General features: G+C 66.6%; 20 protein-coding genes. 18 read left to right on the top strand and 2 right to left on the bottom strand.

From position 1 onward, the window contains the following. The first annotated feature begins 45 nt into the window (after positions 1 to 45). The 17 genes from BM382_RS21765 to BM382_RS21685 all read left to right on the top strand — a co-directional run bounded on the left by BM382_RS21765 (position 46) and on the right by BM382_RS21685 (position 15,619). Positions 46 to 780 carry a glycosyltransferase family 2 protein gene (locus tag BM382_RS21765; protein ID WP_041774040.1) on the top strand — a complete coding sequence of 245 codons (735 nt, stop codon included), beginning with the start codon at positions 46 to 48 and terminating at the stop codon, positions 778 to 780. Continuing rightward, positions 777 to 1,733, top strand: a complete 957-nt coding sequence (locus BM382_RS21760) for an LpxL/LpxP family acyltransferase (protein ID WP_011058847.1) — start codon at positions 777 to 779, stop codon at positions 1,731 to 1,733. Before BM382_RS21765 ends, BM382_RS21760 begins: the two co-directional genes overlap by 4 nt. Beyond that, a complete protein-coding gene (locus BM382_RS21755) occupies positions 1,714 to 3,258 on the top strand; it encodes an HAL/PAL/TAL family ammonia-lyase (RefSeq protein WP_011058846.1) in 1,545 nt (514 codons plus the stop codon). The genes BM382_RS21760 and BM382_RS21755 overlap by 20 nt, the downstream gene beginning before the upstream one ends. Beyond that, a complete protein-coding gene (locus tag BM382_RS21750) occupies positions 3,251 to 3,676 on the top strand; it encodes an acyl-CoA thioesterase (RefSeq protein WP_011058845.1) in 426 nt (141 codons plus the stop codon). The genes BM382_RS21755 and BM382_RS21750 overlap by 8 nt, the downstream gene beginning before the upstream one ends. After that, the gene (locus tag BM382_RS21745; RefSeq protein ID WP_011058844.1) at positions 3,673 to 4,353 is read left to right on the top strand and encodes an outer membrane lipoprotein carrier protein LolA; all 681 of its coding nucleotides are present in this window, start codon (positions 3,673 to 3,675) and stop codon (positions 4,351 to 4,353) included. Before BM382_RS21750 ends, BM382_RS21745 begins: the two co-directional genes overlap by 4 nt. Next, on the top strand, positions 4,337 to 6,679 hold the full coding sequence (locus BM382_RS21740) for an MMPL family transporter (RefSeq protein WP_011058843.1): 2,343 nt from the start codon (positions 4,337 to 4,339) through the stop codon (positions 6,677 to 6,679). Before BM382_RS21745 ends, BM382_RS21740 begins: the two co-directional genes overlap by 17 nt. After that, a complete protein-coding gene (locus BM382_RS21735; protein ID WP_011058842.1) occupies positions 6,673 to 7,863 on the top strand; it encodes a cation:proton antiporter in 1,191 nt (396 codons plus the stop codon). Before BM382_RS21740 ends, BM382_RS21735 begins: the two co-directional genes overlap by 7 nt. Then, a complete protein-coding gene (locus BM382_RS21730; RefSeq protein WP_019095191.1) occupies positions 7,850 to 9,097 on the top strand; it encodes an NAD(P)/FAD-dependent oxidoreductase in 1,248 nt (415 codons plus the stop codon). Before BM382_RS21735 ends, BM382_RS21730 begins: the two co-directional genes overlap by 14 nt. Beyond that, the gene (locus tag BM382_RS21725) at positions 9,094 to 9,855 is read left to right on the top strand and encodes a class I SAM-dependent methyltransferase (RefSeq protein ID WP_019095190.1); all 762 of its coding nucleotides are present in this window, start codon (positions 9,094 to 9,096) and stop codon (positions 9,853 to 9,855) included. Before BM382_RS21730 ends, BM382_RS21725 begins: the two co-directional genes overlap by 4 nt. Further along, positions 9,852 to 10,337 carry a hypothetical protein gene (locus BM382_RS21720; protein WP_015633878.1) on the top strand — a complete coding sequence of 162 codons (486 nt, stop codon included), beginning with the start codon at positions 9,852 to 9,854 and terminating at the stop codon, positions 10,335 to 10,337. The genes BM382_RS21725 and BM382_RS21720 overlap by 4 nt, the downstream gene beginning before the upstream one ends. Further along, entirely contained in the window at positions 10,334 to 11,530 is a 1,197-nt protein-coding gene (locus BM382_RS21715) for a beta-ketoacyl-[acyl-carrier-protein] synthase family protein (RefSeq protein ID WP_072443871.1), read from the top strand. The genes BM382_RS21720 and BM382_RS21715 overlap by 4 nt, the downstream gene beginning before the upstream one ends. Continuing rightward, on the top strand, positions 11,527 to 12,000 hold the full coding sequence (locus BM382_RS21710; protein WP_019095188.1) for a hotdog family protein: 474 nt from the start codon (positions 11,527 to 11,529) through the stop codon (positions 11,998 to 12,000). The genes BM382_RS21715 and BM382_RS21710 overlap by 4 nt, the downstream gene beginning before the upstream one ends. Continuing rightward, the gene (gene fabG / locus BM382_RS21705) at positions 11,997 to 12,725 is read left to right on the top strand and encodes a 3-oxoacyl-ACP reductase FabG (protein WP_011058836.1); all 729 of its coding nucleotides are present in this window, start codon (positions 11,997 to 11,999) and stop codon (positions 12,723 to 12,725) included. The genes BM382_RS21710 and fabG overlap by 4 nt, the downstream gene beginning before the upstream one ends. Continuing rightward, a complete protein-coding gene (locus BM382_RS21700) occupies positions 12,725 to 13,951 on the top strand; it encodes a beta-ketoacyl-ACP synthase (RefSeq protein ID WP_072444018.1) in 1,227 nt (408 codons plus the stop codon). Before fabG ends, BM382_RS21700 begins: the two co-directional genes overlap by 1 nt. Before the next feature lie 25 nt (positions 13,952 to 13,976). Next, positions 13,977 to 14,426 carry a hypothetical protein gene (locus BM382_RS21695; protein ID WP_011058834.1) on the top strand — a complete coding sequence of 150 codons (450 nt, stop codon included), beginning with the start codon at positions 13,977 to 13,979 and terminating at the stop codon, positions 14,424 to 14,426. A gap of 62 nt (positions 14,427 to 14,488) precedes the next feature. Beyond that, positions 14,489 to 14,935: a hypothetical protein gene (locus BM382_RS21690; protein ID WP_011058833.1), complete on the top strand. Its 447-nt coding sequence runs from the start codon at positions 14,489 to 14,491 to the stop codon at positions 14,933 to 14,935. Between the two features lie 192 nt (positions 14,936 to 15,127). Continuing rightward, positions 15,128 to 15,619 carry a hypothetical protein gene (locus BM382_RS21685; protein ID WP_011058832.1) on the top strand — a complete coding sequence of 164 codons (492 nt, stop codon included), beginning with the start codon at positions 15,128 to 15,130 and terminating at the stop codon, positions 15,617 to 15,619. Here the strand turns inward: BM382_RS21685 and BM382_RS21680 are convergent. Further along, a complete protein-coding gene (locus BM382_RS21680) occupies positions 15,587 to 16,486 on the bottom strand; it encodes a LysR family transcriptional regulator (RefSeq protein WP_011058831.1) in 900 nt (299 codons plus the stop codon). The genes BM382_RS21685 and BM382_RS21680 overlap by 33 nt on opposite strands. A 177-nt stretch (positions 16,487 to 16,663) precedes the next feature. On the opposite strand from BM382_RS21680, the gene BM382_RS21675 reads away from it, so the two are divergent. After that, complete coding sequence (locus BM382_RS21675; RefSeq protein WP_125063333.1) at positions 16,664 to 17,875, top strand: MFS transporter; 1,212 nt, start codon at positions 16,664 to 16,666, stop codon at positions 17,873 to 17,875. Between the two features lie 357 nt (positions 17,876 to 18,232). On the opposite strand, the gene hemE is transcribed toward BM382_RS21675, so the two are convergent. After that, positions 18,233 to 19,300, bottom strand: coding sequence for a uroporphyrinogen decarboxylase (gene hemE / locus BM382_RS21670; protein ID WP_041115348.1), 1,068 nt, complete (start codon positions 19,298 to 19,300; stop codon positions 18,233 to 18,235).

The following is a 19,300-nucleotide window of genomic DNA, read 5'->3' as shown; positions in this document are numbered from 1 at the left end:
GGATTCCCTGGCAAGCCAGCGCCTACGCTAAAGGGGCCCGCTGCCATGCATAAGCCTTGCGCGGTGATACCGGTCTACAACCATGAAACCGCCGTGCCGGCGGTGGTCGAGGTGCTCCTGGCCCGCGGCCTGCCCTGTGTCCTGGTGGACGACGCCAGCAGCCCCCAATGCGCGGCGGTGCTGGAGCAGCTGGCCGGCCTCGACCAGGTGTTCCTGATCCGCCTGGCGATCAACCAGGGCAAGGGCGGCGCGGTCATGGCCGGCCTGCGCGAAGCCGCGCAGCTGGGCTTCAGCCATGCCCTGCAAGTCGATGCCGATGGCCAGCACGACCTCACGGATGTGGATAACTTCATCCAGCACTCCCAGGCCCACCCCGAGGCGCTGGTCTGCGGTTATCCACAGTACGACGCCAGCGTGCCCAAGGGGCGCCTGTATGCCCGCTACCTGACCCACGTGTGGGTCTGGATCAACAGCCTGTCACTGCAGATTCCCGATTCCATGTGCGGCTTCCGGGTCTACCCCTTGCCACCGACCCTGGCCCTGCTGGACTCGGTGCAACTGGGCCGGCGCATGGACTTCGATCCGGAGATCCTGGTGCGCCTGGCCTGGCGCAACCAGCCCATGCGCTGGCTGCCGACCCGGGTCCACTATCCCCAGGACGGCCTCTCGCACTTTCGCCTGTTCCATGACAACGCGCTGATCTCGAAGATGCACGCCAAGCTGTTCTTCGGCATGTTGGCGCGCCTGCCGCTGATCCTCTGGCGCCGGTGGCGTCCATGAGCCAGGAGCAACCCAAGGAGCCCGGCAACGAACACTGGGCCGACCATCAGGAGCGCGGCAGCTTCTGGCTGATGAAGCTCACCGCCCTCGGCGTGCGGGTGCTGGGGCGCCGGCTGCTGAGCCCGGTGCTGTACGCCATCGTGTTCTACTTCTTCCTGTTCGGCCGCCGGGCCCGGCGCAGCATCTGGCAGTACCAGCAGCACCTGGCCCAATGGAGCGGGCGCGACGAGTTGCGCCCCAGCCACTGGCGGGTGTTCGGCCAGTTCATGGCCTTTGCCGATGCCCTGCTGGACAAGCTCGACGTGTGGAACGGCAAACTGCGCATCGAACAGATCGAGATCGTCGACCCGGCGCAACTGCGCCACCAACTGCGCGGCGAACGCGGGCAGATGCTGGTGGGCGCGCACCTGGGCAACCTGGAAGTGTGCCGGGCCCTGGCCGAGCTGGGGGAGCAGGTGACCATGAACGTGCTGGTGCACACCAAGCACGCCGAACGCTTCAACCGCCTGCTGGGCGAAGCCGGGGCCAGTAACCTGCGGCTGATCCAGGTCAGCGAGCTGGACCCGGCGATCATGCTGCAACTGAGCCAGCGCCTGGATCGCGGCGAATGGCTGGCGATTGCCGGGGACCGCGTGCCGCTGCACGGCGGGCGTAACGTGCGGGTGGATTTCCTCGGCCACCCGGCCGCCTTCCCCCAGGGCCCCTGGTTGCTGGCCGGGCTGCTCAAGTGCCCGGTCAACCTGCTGCTGTGCCTGAAACAGCAAGGCCGCTACCAGGTGATCCTCGAGCCCTTCGCCGACGCCGTGCAGTGGAAACGCAATGACCGCCAGCAGGTGATCGCCCAGTGGACCGCCCGCTACGCCGAGCGCCTGGGCCAGTACTGCCTGCAAGCCCCGCAACAATGGTTCAACTTTTACCCATTCTGGAAGACCGATGACGACCTCGACCCATGAGCCGGTAACCTTCGGCGAACACCCCCTGCGCATCGAAGACGTGCTGGCCCTGGCCAACCGCCAGGTGCCGACGCGCCTGCAAGGCGACGCCGCCTGGCGCCAGCGGATCGCCAAGGGCGCGCAGTTCCTCGATTCCCTGCTGGACAAGGAAGGGGTGATCTACGGCGTGACCACCGGCTACGGCGACTCTTGCGTGGTGGCGGTGCCGCTGCAGCACGTCGAGGCGCTGCCGCGCCATCTGTACACCTTCCACGGTTGCGGCCTGGGCAAGCTGCTGGACGCCCAGGCTACCCGCGCGGTGCTGGCGGCGCGCTTGCAGTCGCTGTGCCACGGGGTTTCCGGGGTGCGCGTGGAACTGCTGGAGCGCCTGCAGGCCTTCCTCGACCAGGACATCCTGCCGCTGATCCCGGAAGAGGGTTCGGTGGGCGCCAGTGGCGACCTGACGCCGCTGTCCTACGTGGCGGCCACCCTGTCCGGGGAACGCGAGGTGATGTTCCGCGGCGAACGGCGTGAGTCCGCCGACGTGCACCGCGAGCTGGGCTGGGAACCCCTGGTGCTGCGGCCCAAGGAAGCCCTGGCGCTGATGAACGGCACCGCGGTAATGACCGGGCTGGCCTGCCTGGCCTTTGCCCGGGCCGACTACCTGCTGCGCCTGGCGACCCGCATCACCGCCCTCAACGTGGTGGCCCTGCAGGGCAATCCGGAACACTTCGACGAACGCCTGTTCGCCGCCAAGCCGCACCCGGGGCAGATGCAAGTGGCCGCCTGGCTGCGCCAGGACCTGGCGATCGACGCGCCGACCGCGCCCCTGCATCGCCTGCAGGACCGCTACTCGCTGCGCTGCGCACCCCATGTACTGGGGGTGCTGGCCGACAGCCTGAACTGGCTGCGCGGTTTCATCGAGACCGAGCTCAACAGCGCCAACGACAACCCCATCATCGACGCCGAGGCCGAGCGCGTGCTGCACGGCGGGCACTTCTATGGCGGGCACATCGCCTTCGCCATGGACAGCCTGAAGAACCTGGTGGCCAACGTCGCCGACCTGCTGGACCGGCAGTTGGCCCTGCTGGTGGACGTGCGCTACAACCACGGCCTGCCGAGCAACCTTTCCGGCGCCAGCGCCGAGCGCGCCATGCTCAACCACGGCTTCAAGGCGGTGCAGATCGGCGCCAGCGCCTGGACCGCCGAGGCCCTGAAAAACACCATGCCGGCCAGCGTGTTCTCGCGCTCCACCGAGTGCCACAACCAAGACAAGGTGAGCATGGGCACCATCGCCGCCCGGGACGCGATCCGCGTGCTGGAGCTCACCGAACAAGTGGCCGCCGCCACCTTGCTGGCGGCCAACCAGGGGGTCTGGCTGCGCAGCCAGGAAGCCGATGCCCGGCCTCTGCCACCAGCCCTGGATGCCATGCACCGGCAACTGGCCGCAGACTTCCCACCTGTGATCGAAGACCGCGCCCTGGAGCACGAACTGCGCCTGTGCCTGCAACGCATCGCCGAACAACACTGGAGGCTGCATGCGTAGCAAGGGAGTGATCCACGCCGACACCCAGATCCAGGTGCCCTTCTTCGACGTCGACACCATGCACGTCGTCTGGCACGGGCATTACGTCAAATACCTGGAGGTCGCCCGCTGCGCCCTGCTGGACAAGCTCGGCCACAACTACCAGCAGATGCTCGAATCCGGCTACGCCTGGCCGGTGATCGACCTGCAACTGCGCTACGTGCGCGGCGCGGTGTTCGGCCAGACCCTGAACGTGCGCGCCAGCCTGGTGGAGTGGGAAAGCCGGCTGAAGATCAATTACCTGATCACCGACCAGGCCACGGGCGAGCGCATGACCCGCGCCAGCTCGGTGCAGGTGGCCGTGGAGATCGCCAGCCGGGAAATGCAACTGGCCTCGCCCAAGGTCTTCACCGATGCCGTCGCGAGGGCCTTGCCATGAAGGTAGGAGCGAGCTTGCTCGCCAAGAGGGTCGGTCTGTCTGCCAGCTGCATGAGGCTGCGTACCGTGGTGCGGCGGTTCGCGAGCAAGCTCGCGCCCACGCTCTTGGTGCTCTGGTGTGTGCCGGGGCTGGCCCAGGCCTTCGACCTGCAACAGTTGAGCGATCAACTGTCGCGGCCGGAAGTGATCCACGGTCGTTTCATCCAGGAAAAACACCTGCGGGCCCTGCCCCAGCCATTGACCAGCAAGGGTCACTTCGTGCTGGCGAAAAACCATGGCCTGCTGTGGCTGCTGCAGACCCCGTTGCAACAGGACTACCGCATCACTGCCCAGGGCATCGCCCGGCGCGATGGCGGCGGCTGGCAGATGCTTCCCGGCAAGAGCGCCGGGGCCGAGCAGAACCGCCTGTTCCTCGCTGTGCTGCAAGGCGACAGCAGCGGCCTGCAGCGGGACTTCGAACTCAAGCTGCAAGGCAGCGCGCAGAACTGGCAGTTGCAACTGATCCCCCGCTCCCTGCTGCTGAAACAGATCTTCAACCAGATCAACATCGACGGCGGCGAGCTGGTGCAACGCATCGAACTGCTGGAAGCCCAGGGCGACCGCACCTTGCTGATCATGCAGGACAGCAGCAGCGCCCAGCCGCTCAGTGAAACGGAGCAACATGACTTTGCCGAGTGAACGCTGGCTGCCGCGGTTTTTCCTGATTCTGCTGACCCTGGTCCTGGCCCTCGGTGCCTGGCAATGGCGCCATGGCGCGCCGCTGTCGGCCAACCTCATGGAACTGGTACCCGGCACCGCCCCGGATGCCCTGGAGCAACAGGCCGAGCAACGCATGCAGGAACCGCTGAACCGGGAAATCCTGGTGCTGGTGGGGCATGCCGAACGTCAGCAGGCAGTGGCCATGGCCCGGCAACTGGCCGAGCAATGGCAGGCCAGCGGGTTGTTCGAGAAGGTCCAGTGGAACCTCCAGGCCGACCTGCCGGCGCTGCGCCAGCAACTGTTGCAGGGCCGCCTGGCGATGCTCGGGGCCAAGGATCGCGAGCAACTGGCCCAGCAGCCCCAGGCGTTTATCCAGCAACGGGTGCAGAGCCTGTTCGACCCGTTCGGCGGCTTTACCCTGGTGCCCAGCCAGGATGACTGGCTGGGCCTGACCGGACGCATCCAGAACAGCCAGCCGCAACACGGCGCGGTGCAGCTGGACATCGGCAGCGGCGCCCTGGTGGCCGAGGCCGACGGCCAGCACTGGGTATTGCTGCGTGCCCGCACCGGCGGCAACGCCTTCGACATGCAACTGCCTCTGCAAGTGGCTGACCTGCTGCGCCACAGCCGTGAGCAGGCCAGCCAGCAACAGGTACAACTGTTGGCCGCCAGCGGTTTGCTGTACGCCGCCAACGGCCAGCAACAGGCTACCCGGGAAATCACCTGGGTCGGCGGCGGCGCCACCCTGGGCATCCTTTTGCTGTTGCTGCTGGCCTTCCGCCGCTGGCGTGCTCTGCTGGCCTTCGTCCCGGTGCTGGTGGGCATGCTGTTCGGCGCCGTGGCCTGCGTGGCGCTGTTCGGCCGCATGCACGTAATGACCCTGGTGCTGGGGTCGAGCCTGATCGGCGTGGCCGTCGACTACCCCCTGCACTACCTGTCCAAGAGCTGGAGCCTGAAACCCTGGCGCAGCTGGCCGGCCCTGCGCCTGACCCTGCCGGGGCTGAGCCTGAGCCTGGCCACCAGTTGCATCGGCTACCTGGCCCTGGCCTGGACCCCGTTCCCGGCCCTGACCCAGATCGCCGTATTCTCCGCCGCCGGCCTGGTGGGCGCCTACCTGGCGGCGGTGTGCCTGCTGCCGGCACTGCTCAAGGGGGTGCAACTACGCCCGGCGCATTGGCCGCTACAAGTGGCCCAAGCCCTGCTGCAGGCCCGCGCGGCCTTGCTCAAGCGGGTGCCCAGCCTGGTGCTGCTGGTATTGCTGGCGCTGTTCTGCGCCGCCGGCCTGTGGCAGCTCGAGAGCAAGAACGACATCCGCCAATGGGTCGGTGCACCGCCGCAGTTGCTGCAGGAAGCCCAGGCCATTGCGCGGATCACCGGCTATCAGCCCACCAGCCAGTTCTTCCTGGTGCGCGCCACCGATCAGCAGCAACTGCTGGAGCGCCTGGAGGCCCTGGACCTGCGCCTGCAACAGTTGGTGAACCTGGGCAAGCTCAAGGGCTACCTGTCGCTGAACCAGTTGCTCAGCCAACCGACCGAACAACAGCAGGTGCGCGAAGCCCTCAAGCAGCTGCCGCGTTTCTGGCAGCCGCTGCTGGACCTGGGGGTGCCCCTGGCCGCCCTGCAAGCGGAGCTGGAACAGCTGCAGCAATTGCCGGTGGAAGACCTCGACGCCGCGCTTTCCGGGCCGCTGGCCGAGCCCTATCGCCCGCTGTGGCTGGGAGCCAACGCCAACGGCGTGGCCGCCATGGTCAGCCTGCAGGGGCTGAACGACGCCGCCCTGCTGCGAATCCAGGCCGATGATCTGCCAGGGGTGCAACTGGTGGACCGCCTGGGTGAGCTGAACCGGGTATTCGCCGCCACCCAGGTCAGCGCCGCCGAACTCAAGCTGGCCTCCTGCGTGCTGATCGTGCTGCTGTTGATCCTGCCCTTCGGCCTCGGCGGCGCCTTGCGCCTGGTGGCCCTGCCCCTGCTGGCAGCCCTGTGCAGCCTGGCCAGCCTCGGCTGGCTGGGCCAGCCCCTGACCCTGTTCAGCCTGTTCGGCCTGCTGCTGGTGACGGCCATCAGCGTCGACTACGCGATCCTCATGCGCGAGCAGATCGGCGGCGCCGCGGTGAGCCTGCTGGGCACGCTGCTGGCGGCACTGACCACCTGGCTGTCGTTCGGCCTGCTGGCCATTTCCAGCACCCCGGCGGTGAGCAACTTCGGTCTGGCGGTCAGCCTGGGGCTGGCCTTCAGCTTCATCCTCGCGCCCTGGGCCGGCCACAGGCCGCACCCGGCGCCCGACGCAGAGCGTGCAGCATGCTGACCCTGATGTTCTGGCTACTGGCCCTGGCGCTGTTTGCCCTGGCCACCCACATCGGCCGGCGCCTGGGCCTGATCCCGATTGTCAGCCAGCTGCTGCTGGCGACCTTCGGCCTGCCGCTGCTGATGCTGCTGTGGATCGAACCGCACTGGCAGCTAAGTGGTGCGCAGCTGGTTTCGCCGCAGTGGCTCAAGCATCTGTACAGCCTGAGCTTTGCCTTGCTGCTGGGGCATATCCTCAGTGACGTGATCGACCTGCGCCTGGACCGCCAGAGCCTGAAGATCGCCGTGCCGAGCTTCGGCATTCCCTTCGCCTGCGGCCTGGCCACCGCCTTCTGGCTGCTGCCGGCGCAACCCTGGATCAGCTCCCTGGCGGTCGGCCTGCTGTTCGCCATCACCGCGATCCCGGTGCTCTACCTGTACCTGCGGCACATCCAGTACCCGCCCGCCGCCACCCGGCGCCTGGTGCAGACCGCGATCCTCATCGACCTGACCTGCTGGAGCCTGTTCGCCCTGGCCCAGGGCAGCCTGCACCTGAGCAGCCTGCTGCTGCCCCTGGCCGGTGCCTGCCTGCCCCTGGTGCTGCGCGGCCTGGGCCTGCGCCAGCCGCTGCTCTACAGCCTGGGCTTTTTCGGCCTGCTGGTGGTGGCCGAGCACTACCGGCTCAATGCGCTGATCTTCGGCATCGGCTACCTGCTGTGCATGGCCGCCCTCAAGCTGGCGCTGGTGCTGCCGTTACAGGCTGCCTGGATGAACCGCTTGCAGACCTACATCGCCATCCCGCTGATCCTGACCTTCGGCATCGTGCAGATCGATGTGCACAGCGCCATGGGCAGCCTCGGCTGGGTGCAACTGGCGGCCCTGCTGCTGTTGCCGATTGCCAGCAAGCTGCTGGGCAACTGGCTGGGCCTGGGCTGGGCCGGCGCTTCCTTTACCGGCGCCAGCCGCTGGCGGGAAAGCCTGCTGCTGAACATTCGCGGCTTGAGCGAGATCGTCTTTCTCAACCTGCTGCTGCAACAACAGTTGATCAGCCCGGCGCTGTACTTCGCGCTGATGCTCATGGGCCTGATCGCCACCCTGCTGCCGGCCCTGGCCGGAATGCACCGAACTCCCCAGGCGGCGCCCCACGCTGCCCCCTTGAACCTGAACATCGCCAAACCGGCAAGGAGCCCCAGTGCCAACAGTTGAAATGGAACGTCGCCAAGTCGTGGTGATCGGTGCCGGCCCCTCGGGGGCCATCGCGGCCGCGCTGCTCAAGCGCCAGGGCCACGACGTGCTGATCGTCGAGCGGCAACATTTCCCGCGTTTCTCCATCGGTGAAAGCCTGCTCTCCCACTGCCTGGATTTCGTCGAGGAAGCCGGGATGCTGGAGGCGGTGCAAGCCGCCGGCTTCCAGCTCAAGAACGGCGCGGCCTTCGCCTGGGGCGAGCACTACAGCACCTTCGATTTCGGCGACACCTTCAGCAATGGCAAGCCCACCACCTTCCAGGTGCAGCGCGCCGACTTCGACAAGCTGCTGGCCGACCAGGCCGCCCTGCAAGGGGTCGAGATCCGCTACGGCGAAGAGATTGTCGCGGTGGAGGTGGAGCGGCCCTTGCCGCAGCTCGACTGCCGCCGTGAAGACGGCAGCCAGTACCGCATCGAAGCCGACTTCATCCTCGACGCCAGCGGTTACGGCCGGGTCCTGCCGCGCCTGCTGGAACTGGAAGCGCCGTCGAACTTTCCGGTACGCCGAGCGGTGTTCACTCATGTCGAAGACCGCATCGACTGCGAGCACTTCGACCGCAACAAGATCCTCATCACCACCCACCCCGAGCACCGCGACATCTGGTTCTGGAGCATCCCCTTCAGCAACGGCCGCTGCTCGGTAGGGGTGGTGGCCGCCCAAGAGCATTTCGCCGGGCGCGATGGCGACCTGGACGCCTGCCTGCGGGGCTTCATCAGCGAAACCCCGAGCCTGGCCAAGGTGCTGCAATACGCCGAGTGGGACACCCCGGTGCGGACCATCGGCGGCTACTCGGCCAACGTCAGCACCCTGCATGGCCCGGGCTTCGCCCTGCTGGGCAACGCCGCGGAATTCCTCGATCCGGTGTTCTCTTCCGGGGTGACCATCGCCATGCGTTCCGCGAGCATGGCCGCCGCCGTGTTGCACCGGCAGTTGCAGGGCCAGGGCGTCGACTGGGCGACGGAGTTCGCCGAACCGCTGAAACGCGGCGTGGACACCTTCCGCTGCTACGTCGAGGGCTGGTACGCCGGCACTTTCCAGGACGTGATCTACCATCCGGGCAGCTCCCCGGAAATCCGCCGCATGATCAGCTCGATCCTCGCCGGTTATGCCTGGGATGAACGCAACCCTTTCGTCAGCGAGCCCAAGCGCCGGCTCAAGGCCCTCTCGGAAGTCTGTGCGAGGGACCGCGCATGAGTGAGCAAACCAGCCAGTACCTGAGTGACAGCTACGTCGAGGAAACCCGCTTCGGCTTCTGGTTCCTGCGCAGCCACACCTGGCAGCACCATGTGCTGCGGGTGGCGATCAATGACCTGCGCTCGCTGTTCGATGGCGAGCTGCCCCGGCATCCGGTGTTGCTGGACGCCGGTTGCGGCCAGGGCAAGTCGTTCCAGTACCTGCGCCAGGTGTTCGCCCCACAGCGCCTGATCGGCCTGGACGCCGACCCCCACAGCCTCAAGCTCAGCGCCGAGGAAGCCCGGCGCCAGCAGATGCAGGTGGAGTTGATCGGCAGCGACTGCGCGACCCTGGAACTGGCCGACGCCAGCGTCGACCTGCTGTTCTGCCACCAGACCTTCCACCACCTGGTGGAACAGGAAAAAGCCCTAGCCGAGTTCTACCGGGTGCTCAAGCCCGGGGGTTACCTGCTGTTTGCCGAATCCACCGAGGCCTATATCGACACCTGGGTGATCCGCTGGCTGTTCCGCCATCCAATGCATGTGCAGAAAAGCGCCGCCCAGTACCTGCAGATGATTCGTCAGCAGGGCTTTGAATTCGGCCCGCAGAACGTGTCTTATCCCTACCTGTGGTGGAGTCGCGCCAAGGACTTCGGCCTGCTGGAGCGCTTCGGCCTGCGCCAGCCGCCGCCGGTGGGCCAGCGCGAGGAAACCCTGGTCAATGTGGTGGCCCGCAAGCCGCTCGCTCCCCCTGTTGCCGAGGAAGGTCCGTCCGAATGATCCGTGCCCTGCTGCTCGGTTGTGTCCTGTTGCTGAGCGCTTGCGTCAGTCAGGCTCCGCTGCCCGAGCGCACGCCCTCGCTGGTGCTGCCGTTGCAGCTCCACGTACAGCGCCAGCTTCAGGACCAGCGCCAGGACTGGCTGCTGGTGATCCAGGCCGAAGGCCCGGACCTGCGCTGGTCGCTGATGGACCCGCTGGGCATTCCCCAGGCCCGTCAGCGCCTGGTGGGCGGACACTGGCAGGCCGACGGCCTGCTGCCACCCAACCCGGAGGCCCGGGAGCTGTTCGCGGCCCTGCTGTTCGCCCTGACGCCTGTGGCCGAACTGCAGGCCAATTATCCGCACGCCCGGCAACAGGGCGCCCAACGTACCCTCGGCCCGCGCTGGCGAGTCGACTATCAACACGCTCTGGATTTCACCTTGAACCTGCCCCAAGGCCCGCACTACCACATCACGGCTCTGAGCACCGAGGCCACGCCATGACGGCTTACCTCAACGCCCTCGGGGTGATCTGCGCCCTGGGCCGCAATCGCCAGGAAGTCGCCCGCAGCCTGTTTGCCGGCGACTGCTCGGGCATGCGCGACGAAAGCCACTGGGTGCCCGAGCGTACCTTGCCGGTGGCGGCAGTGCGCAGCCCGCTGGCGGGCATGCCGGCGGGCCTCGAAGCCCAGAACAGCCGCAACAACCAGCTGTTGCTGGAGGCCACCCGGCAGATCGAAGGCGACATCCAGCAGGCCATCCAGCGCTACGGCCATGGCCGCATCGGCATCGTCCTGGGCACCAGCACGTCGGGCATCGACGAAGCCAGCCGGGGCATCGCCCGTTACCTGCAGGACCGGCAATTCCCGGCGGGCTACGACTACCGTCAGCAGGAGCTCAGCGCCCCGGCGAACTTCCTCGCCCAATGGCTGCAACTCTGCGGCCCGGCCTATGTGATTTCCACCGCCTGCACCTCCAGCGCCCGGGCCCTGATCAGTGCCCGGCGCCTGCTCGACCTGGGCCTGTGCGACGCCGTGCTATGCGGCGGGGTCGACAGCCTGTGCAAGCTGACCCTCAATGGTTTCACAGCCCTGGAGGCGGTCTCCGGGCAACGCTGCAACCCGTTTTCCCGCAACCGCGACGGGATCAACATCGGTGAAGCGGCGGTGCTGTTCCTCATGAGCCGGGAGCCTGCCGGCGACGCCCCTGTTGCCCTGCTGGGCGGTGGCGCCAGCTCCGACGCCTACCACATTTCCGCCCCGGCCCCCGATGGCCGCGGCGCCCTGCAGGCCATGAGCCTGGCCTTGCGCGGCGCCGGCCTGCAGCCACAGCAGATCGGCTACCTGAACCTGCACGGCACCGCCACCCAGCACAACGACGCGATGGAAAGCCTGGCCGTTGCCCAGCTGTTCCCCGAAGGCGTGCCCTGCTCTTCGACCAAACCCATGAGCGGCCATACCCTGGGGGCCGCCGGGGCCCTGGAGGCGGCGTTCTGCTGGCTGGCCCTGAGTACCGACAACCCCGGCCTGGCGCTGCCGCCCCATGTCTGGGATGCCCAGGCCGACCCGTCTTTGCCGCCACTGCGCTGGGTCACCCCGGACGATCGCCTGGCCCCCCACGCACCGCGCCGCCTGATGAGCAATTCCTTCGCCTTCGGCGGCAACAACGTCAGCCTGATTATCGGAGACGCCCCATGATTGACTGGCCGCTCGCCGAGTTGCTGCCCCACGCCGGGGACATGATCCTCATCGATCAGGTCCTGGCCTTTGATGAAGAACAGATCCGCACCCGCCTCGAAGTTCGCCCCGGTGGCCTGTTCAACCGCCCCGACGGCAGCCTGCCGGCCTGGGTCGGCGTCGAGCTGATGGCCCAGAGCGTGGCCGCCTACGCCGGTTGCCGCGCCCGCCAGCAAGGCTTGCCGGTGGAGCTGGGCTTTCTTCTGGGCACCCGCAAATTCGAATGCAATGTCGAGCACTTCCCCCTCGGCAGCACCCTGGAAATCCATGCCCTGCGCTCTCTGGAAGACGACAACGGCATGGGCGTGTTCGAGTGCCACCTCAGTGGCCCCGGCATCATCGCCAGCGCGCGCCTGAACGTGTTCCGTCCGCCACAGGCCGCCGACTACTTGCATGAAACACCTGCCTCTTCTACAGGAACACCGTCATGACTGACTCCGTACTGGTCACCGGCTCCAGCCGTGGCATCGGCCGTGCCATCGCCCTGCGTCTGGCCCGGGCCGGGTATGACCTGGTGCTGCACTGCCGCAGCGGCCGCACCGAAGCCGAAGCCGTCAGGGGCGAAGTCCAGGCCCTGGGCCGCAGCGCCCGCGTCCTGCAATTCGATGTATCGGACCGGGAGGCCTGCCGGGCTGCCCTGGAGGCCGATGTCGAAGCCCATGGCGCCTATTACGGCGTGGTGCTCAACGCCGGCCTGACCCGCGACGGCGCCTTCCCGGCCCTCAGCGAAGAGGACTGGGACCAGGTGCTGCGCACCAACCTCGACGGTTTCTACAATGTCCTGCACCCGGTGATGATGCCCATGATCCGCCGCCGCGCAGCCGGGCGCATCGTCTGCATCACCTCGGTCTCGGGGCTGATCGGCAACCGTGGCCAGGTCAACTACAGCGCCTCCAAGGCCGGCGTGATCGGCGCCGCCAAGGCCCTGGCCATCGAGCTGGGCAAGCGCAAGATCACCGTCAACTGCGTGGCCCCGGGGCTGATCGACACCGCCATGCTGGATGAAAACGTGCCGGTGGAAGAACTGCTGAAAATGATTCCCGCGCAGCGCATGGGCACCCCGGAAGAGGTGGCCGGCGCGGTGAATTTCCTGATGTCCGCCGAAGCGTCCTACATCACTCGCCAGGTGCTGTCGGTGAACGGGGGCCTGTGCTGATGAAACGTGTGGTCGTCACCGGCATGGCCGGCATCACCTCCCTGGGCAGCGACTGGGCCAGCATCGCCGAGCGCTTTGCCGCCAACCGCAGCGGCATCCGGCGCATGGACGAGTGGGACAGGTTCAGCGAACTCAACACCCGCCTGGCCGGCCCCATCGATGACTTCCAGGTGCCCGGGCACTGGACCCGCAAGCAGCTGCGCAGCATGGGCCGGGTTTCGCGCCTGGCCGTGGGCGCCGCCGAGCAGGCCCTGGCCGACGCCGGGCTGCTGGGCGACCCGTCGATCAAGGACGGGCGCATGGGCGTGGCCTGTGGTTCTTCCACCGGCAGCACCGACGAGATCAAGGCCTTCGGCAACATGCTGCTCAACTCGGTGGCCGAGGGGCTCAACGCCAACTCCTACGTGCGCATGATGCCCCACACCACCGCCGCCAATATCAGCATCTTCTTCGGCCTGACCGGGCGCCTGATCCCTACCTCCAGCGCCTGCACCAGCGGTAGCCAGGGCATCGGCTACGCCTATGAGGCGATCAAGTTCGGCCGCCTGCCGCTGATGCTCGCCGGCGGCGCCGAGGAACTGTGCCCCACCGAAGCCATGGTGTTCGACGCGCTGTATGCCACCAGCCTGAAGAACGATGCGCCGCACACCAGCCCGCGCCCCTACGACAGCGGCCGTGACGGCCTGGTGATCGGCGAAGGTGGCGGCATGCTGGTGCTCGAGGAGCTGGAGCACGCCCTGGCCCGTGGCGCGCGCATCCACGCGGAAATCGTCGGCTTCGGCAGCAACGCCGACGGCCAGCACACCACCCGCCCCGAACAGAGCACCATGCGCCGGGCCATGGAGCTGGCGCTGGAGGATGGGGCCCTGGCCCCGGAGGCCATCGGCTACGTCAACGGCCATGGCACCGCCACCGAGCAGGGCGACATCGCCGAGACCCTGGCCACCAGCAGCCTGTTCGGCAGCCGCATGCCCATCAGTTCGCAGAAGAGTTTCCTCGGCCACACCCTGGGCGCCTGCGGCGCGCTGGAGTCCTGGTTCAGCATCGAGATGCTCAACCACGACCTCTATGTGCACACCTGCAACCTGGATCAGGTCGACCCCCGCTGCGGCGAGCTGGACTACCTGCAGGGAGGCTTTCGCGCCATGAGCCACGAATACGTGATGAACAACAACTTTGCCTTTGGCGGCGTCAACACCTCGTTGGTCTTCCGCCGCTGGTCCTGATGCCTCACCTCACTGGAGAAATGGAATGTCTTCCCTGTTTCGCGCCACCCTCATCGTCCTTGCCCTGCTGAGCGTCACCGCCTGTACCAGCAAGCGCATGTACACCCCCAACCGGGTGCTCCCGGCCACCATCCAGGCCGACCAGGAGCAGGTCAAGCAGGCGATCCTGAAGAACCTCGTAGCCCGCAAGTGGACCGTGCAGCGCATCAGCCCGGAGCTGATCCAGGCCGAGATCACCGTGCGTCAACAGTTCCACGCGGAGATCGATATCCAGTACTCCGCCAGCTACTACAAGATCGTCTACCGCGACAGCCGCGACATGGACTACAAGGACGGCAAGATCCACAAGAACTACATCCGCTGGGTGCGCCTGCTGGACAAGGGAATCCTGCGCGAACTGCGGGACAACCAGAACGAGCGGGCCGCGCAACAGCTGTCGGATGCCGCGGCCAAGAGCTTCCCGGCCGCACAATGAGCCCTTCCCTGTGACCCTGGTCACAGGGCTGCTTCACCCCCTTTGATGTCATGGAGAATGCGATGCGTTTGAAGACACTGGCGGCCACCGCCACCCTGCTGCTGTGCACCCTGCCCGGCGTCAGCCAGGCCCGCGATACGGCCCTGTACCTGCCCTTCGACAAGGTCGTGGCCGAGGCCATCAGCACCGGTAAGATCGACGGCAGCGTGAAGTTCTACCTGGCGGGCAACAAGCCGGCCGGCAAGGTCAGCGTGCTGAGCCCCGGCGCCGTGACCAACAAGAAGACCAATGCCTTCGGCAAGGCCGACCAGGTGGCCTGCGAGTGGGCCTTGCAGTCGGCACTGATCACCCTGCATGAAGCGGCGAAGAAAGTCGGCGCCAACGCCGTGACCGACATTGCCAGCTTCTACAAGAGCCACGAGCGCAAGGACGCCACCACCTATGAGTGCCATGCCGGCGCCATCATGGCTGGCGTAGCGCTGCGCGGAGACTTGTCCAAGGTCCAGTGAGCTGCGGCTGACAACGAAAAGGGCGCCTGAGGCGCCCTTTGCGTTTCCGGGATTTTTTCCGGAGCCCGGCCAGCGCCGTCTACACTCGCAACAGCAGGCCGGGCCAACGCCGCCTGCGGGAGCCAAGCGGTGCGACCGGACCTCGGCCGGCGTGACAGCGGCTCTTCTTTCACGTCCGTCAAGGAGCCGACCATGCAAGTGAAAGCGCTGATTGCCCTGGCCCTGCTAGCGGTCCTGAGCCCCACCAGCCAGGCCACCAACCTGATGTACATGCCCTTCGAAAAAGTCGTGGCCGACGCCGAGCGCGCCGGGCGCCTGGATGGCAGCGTGAGCTTCCACCTGGCCGGCAACCCGCTGCCACCGGTGCTCCAGGTACGGCTCACCGAAGTCACCACCCACAAGAAGACCAATGCCTTCAACAAGAGCGATATCGCCGCCTGCGAATGGGCTTTGCAGTCGGCCCTGATCACCCTGCAAGCCGCGGCCAAGCGGGTCGGCGCCAACGCGGTGACCAATATCGTCAGCTACTACAAGCACCACGTGCGCAAGGACCTCAACACCTACGAATGCCATGCCGGGGTACTGATGGCCGGAGTGGCCCTGCGCGGCGACCTGGTGAACCTGCAGGCCCCGGTGCGACCCAACAGCCCCTCAGGGCGTAGCCCCGGTCTTGCGCGTCAGTAGCTCGACAAAGGCCTTGGCCATGGGCGAAGCCTGATCCTTGCGCTGCACCAGCCACACCGCCGACATCGCCGCCGGGTCCAGCAGGCGGCGATAGACCACGCCGTCGATGCGCATGCGCTGGTAGGACGCCGGCAGCACCGACACCCCCAACCCCGCCGCCACCAGGCCGATGATGGTCATGGCTTCCGCCGCCTCCTGAGCGAAATGCGGGGTAAAGCCGGCATCCCGGGACAGGCTCAGCAACTGCGCATACAGGCCGCTGCCATAGCTGCGGGGGAAAAACACAAAGGGCTCATGGGCCAGCTCCGCCAGGTGCAGCCCCTCTTCACTGCCACTGGCCAGCGGGTGCTTGGAACTGAGCACCGCCACCAGCGGCTCGCGCAGCAGCTCCACCACCGACAGCGAATCCGGCAGGGGCAAGGGCCGCATGATGCCGACCTGGATCGCCTGGTCCACCAGGGCCTCGGCCACCTGGGTGCTGCTCATTTCCTTGAGCTTGAGGTGTACCGCGGGAAAGCGCTGGCGAAAGGCGAAGATCGCCTGGGGAATGGTCGAATTGAAGGGCGCCGACGAGGTGAAGCCGATCTTCAGTTCCCCCAGCTCGCCCAGCTGCGCACGCCGCGCCACGTCCGCCGCCTTGTCCACCTGGGCCAGTACCAGCCGCGCCTCTTCCAGGAACAGGCGCCCGGCCTCGCTGAGCTCGACCCGACGATTGGTGCGTTCGAACAGGCGCGCCCCCACCTCCTGCTCCAGCGCCTGGATCTGCTGGCTCAGGGGCGGTTGGGAGATGCCCAGCACCTGGGCTGCACGGCCAAAATGCAGTTCTTCGGCGACAGCGATGAAGTAGCGCAGGTGACGCAGTTCCATGAGGGCCTCATTAAGTCTTAAAACCTATCAAACAGGTCGAACAATATATTGGAAAGAATCATTAGCCAGCTATATGCTTTTTCCATTGCCTGACCGGCTGCGTTCCCCCCGAGGTCCCCCGTGAAATCCGCTGTTGCCGCTGTTGCCCCCTCCGCCCACGAACCCCCTGCCACGCCCCTGGACGAGGTGGTCGCCCAGCTCAACGAGGCCTATATCGAAAAAGGCACGCCGATGTTCATGCGCACCGTGCTGGCGCTGTTCTCCGGCGGCTTTGCCACCTTCGCCCTGCTGTATTGCGTACAGCCGATGATGCCGCTGCTGTCCCGGGACTTTTCCATCAATGCCGCCCAGAGCAGCCTGATTCTCTCGGTCGCCACCGGCATGCTGGCCATCGGGTTGTTGATCACCGGGCCGGTTTCCGACCGCATCGGTCGCAAGCCGGTGATGGTCGCCGCCTTGCTGGCCGCCGCCCTGTGCACCATCGCCAGTGCGCTGATGCCGAGCTGGCACGGGGTGCTGCTGATGCGCGCGCTGGTGGGCCTGTCCCTGAGCGGGCTGGCAGCGGTGGCCATGACTTACCTGAGCGAGGAGATCCACCCCCAGCACATCGGCCTGGCCATGGGCCTGTACATCGGTGGCAACGCCATCGGCGGCATGAGCGGGCGACTGATCACCGGGGTGCTGATCGACTTCGTCAGCTGGCACACGGCGATGCTGGTGATCGGCGGCCTGGCACTGATCGCTGCCGCGGTGTTCTGGCGCATCCTTCCCGAATCGCGCAATTTCCGTCCCCGTTCGCTGCACCCGCGCAGCCTGCTGGACGGCTTTGCCATGCACTTTCGCGATGCCGGCCTGCCCTGGCTGTTCCTCGAAGGTTTCCTGCTGATGGGGGCATTCGTCACCCTGTTCAACTACATCGGCTACCGCCTGCTGGCCGAGCCCTATCAACTGAGCCAGGCCTGGGTCGGGATGCTGTCGGTGGTGTACCTGTCGGGGATCTACAGCTCGGCGAAGATCGGCGCCCTTGCGGACCAACTGGGCCGACGCCGGGTGCTCTGGGGCACCATCGTACTGATGCTGGCGGGGATCGCCCTGACCCTGCTGACACCGCTGTCCCTGGTGCTGATCGGCATGCTGCTGTTCACCTTCGGCTTCTTCGGTGCCCACTCGGTGGCCAGCAGCTGGATCGGCCGTCGCGCCACCAAGGCCAAGGGCCAGGCGTCGTCGCTGTACCTGTTCAGCTACTACGCCGGCTCGAGCATTGCCGGCACCGCCGGCGGGGTGTTCTGGCACCTGGCGGGTTGGAACGGCATCGGCCTGTTTATCGGCGCCTTGCTGATCGGAGCCCTGTTGATCGCCATGAAACTCGCCAAACTCCCCCCTTTGTAGGAGCAGGCTTGCCGGCGAAGTGCTCCGCCAGGCAGGCGCAGGTCTTGAGGGCCCTTTCGCCAGCAAGCTGGCTCCTACACCGAGCGAACCTGACTGGCCGGCCCCCTGTAGGAGCTGGCTTGCCAGCGAAGGCGTGCGCCAGGCAGGTGCAGGCCTTGAGGGCCCTCTCGCCAGCAAGCTGGCTCCTACACCAAGCGAACCTGACTGGCCGCCCCCTGTAGGAGCTGGCTTGCCAGCGAAGGCGTGCGCCAGGCAGGCGCAGGTCTTGAGGGCCCTCTCGCCAGCAAGCTGGCTCCTGCAAAAAGTGTCCGCCAATGAAAACGCCCGGCAGGTGCCGGGCGTTTTTTAGGGGGGCGCTTATTCGTGGTATTGCGCCGACAACTCGTGCACCGCTTCCAGGAAGGCTCCGGCGTGCTCCGGTTTCACTTCCGGAGTGATGCCGTGGCCCAGGTTGAACACGTGGCCGCTGCCCTTGCCGTAGCTGGCGAGGATGCGCGCAACTTCGCTGCGGATCGCCTGCGGGTTGGCGTAGAGCACGGTAGGGTCCATGTTGCCTTGCAGCGATACCTTGCTGCCGACCCGGCGGCGGGCTTCGCCGATGTCACAGGTCCAGTCCAGGCCCAGGCTGTCCGCGCCGGCATCGGCAATGCTTTCCAGCCACAGGCCGCCGCCCTTGGTGAAGAGGATCACCGGAACCTTGCGCCCGTCGTGTTCGCGGATCAGGCCACTGACGATCTTGCGCATGTAGGCCAGGGAGAACTCCTGGTAGGCCGCCGCCGAGAGGCTGCCGCCCCAGCTGTCGAAGATCTGCACCGCCTGCGCGCCGGCACGGATCTGCCCGTTCAGGTACGCGGTGACCGACTGGGCCAGCTTGTCCAGCAGCAGGTGCATGGCTTGCGGGTTGTCGTAGAGCATGGCCTTGGACTTGCGGAAGTCCTTGGAGGAGCCGCCTTCGACCATGTAGGTGGCCAGGGTCCAGGGGCTGCCGGAGAAACCGATCAACGGCACACGGCCGTTGAGTTCGCGACGAATGGTGCTGACCGCATCCATTACATAGCCCAGGTCCTTGTGCGGATCGGGGATCGGCAGGGCTTCGATGTCGGCCAGGGTGCTGACCACTTTCTTGAAGCGCGGGCCTTCGCCGGTTTCAAAGTACAGGCCTTGGCCCATGGCATCGGGGATGGTCAGGATGTCGGAGAAGAGGATCGCCGCATCCAGCTGTGGATAGCGGTCCAGAGGCTGCAGAGTGACTTCGCAAGCGAACGCCGGGTTCATGCACAGGCTCATGAAGTCACCGGCGTTGGCACGGCTGGCGCGGTATTCAGGCAAGTAGCGCCCAGCCTGACGCATCATCCACACCGGGGTGACGTCTACGGGTTGCTTGAGCAGGGCACGAAGGAAACGGTCGTTCTTCAGGGCAGTCAT

Origin of the sequence: Pseudomonas sp. NFPP25 (assembly GCF_900116505.1) — a bacterium.
GTDB classification, from domain to species: Bacteria; Pseudomonadota; Gammaproteobacteria; order Pseudomonadales; family Pseudomonadaceae; genus Aquipseudomonas; species Aquipseudomonas protegens.
The sequence above is the reverse complement of the archived record's forward strand: the minus strand, read 5'-3'. Positions and strand labels throughout refer to the sequence as shown.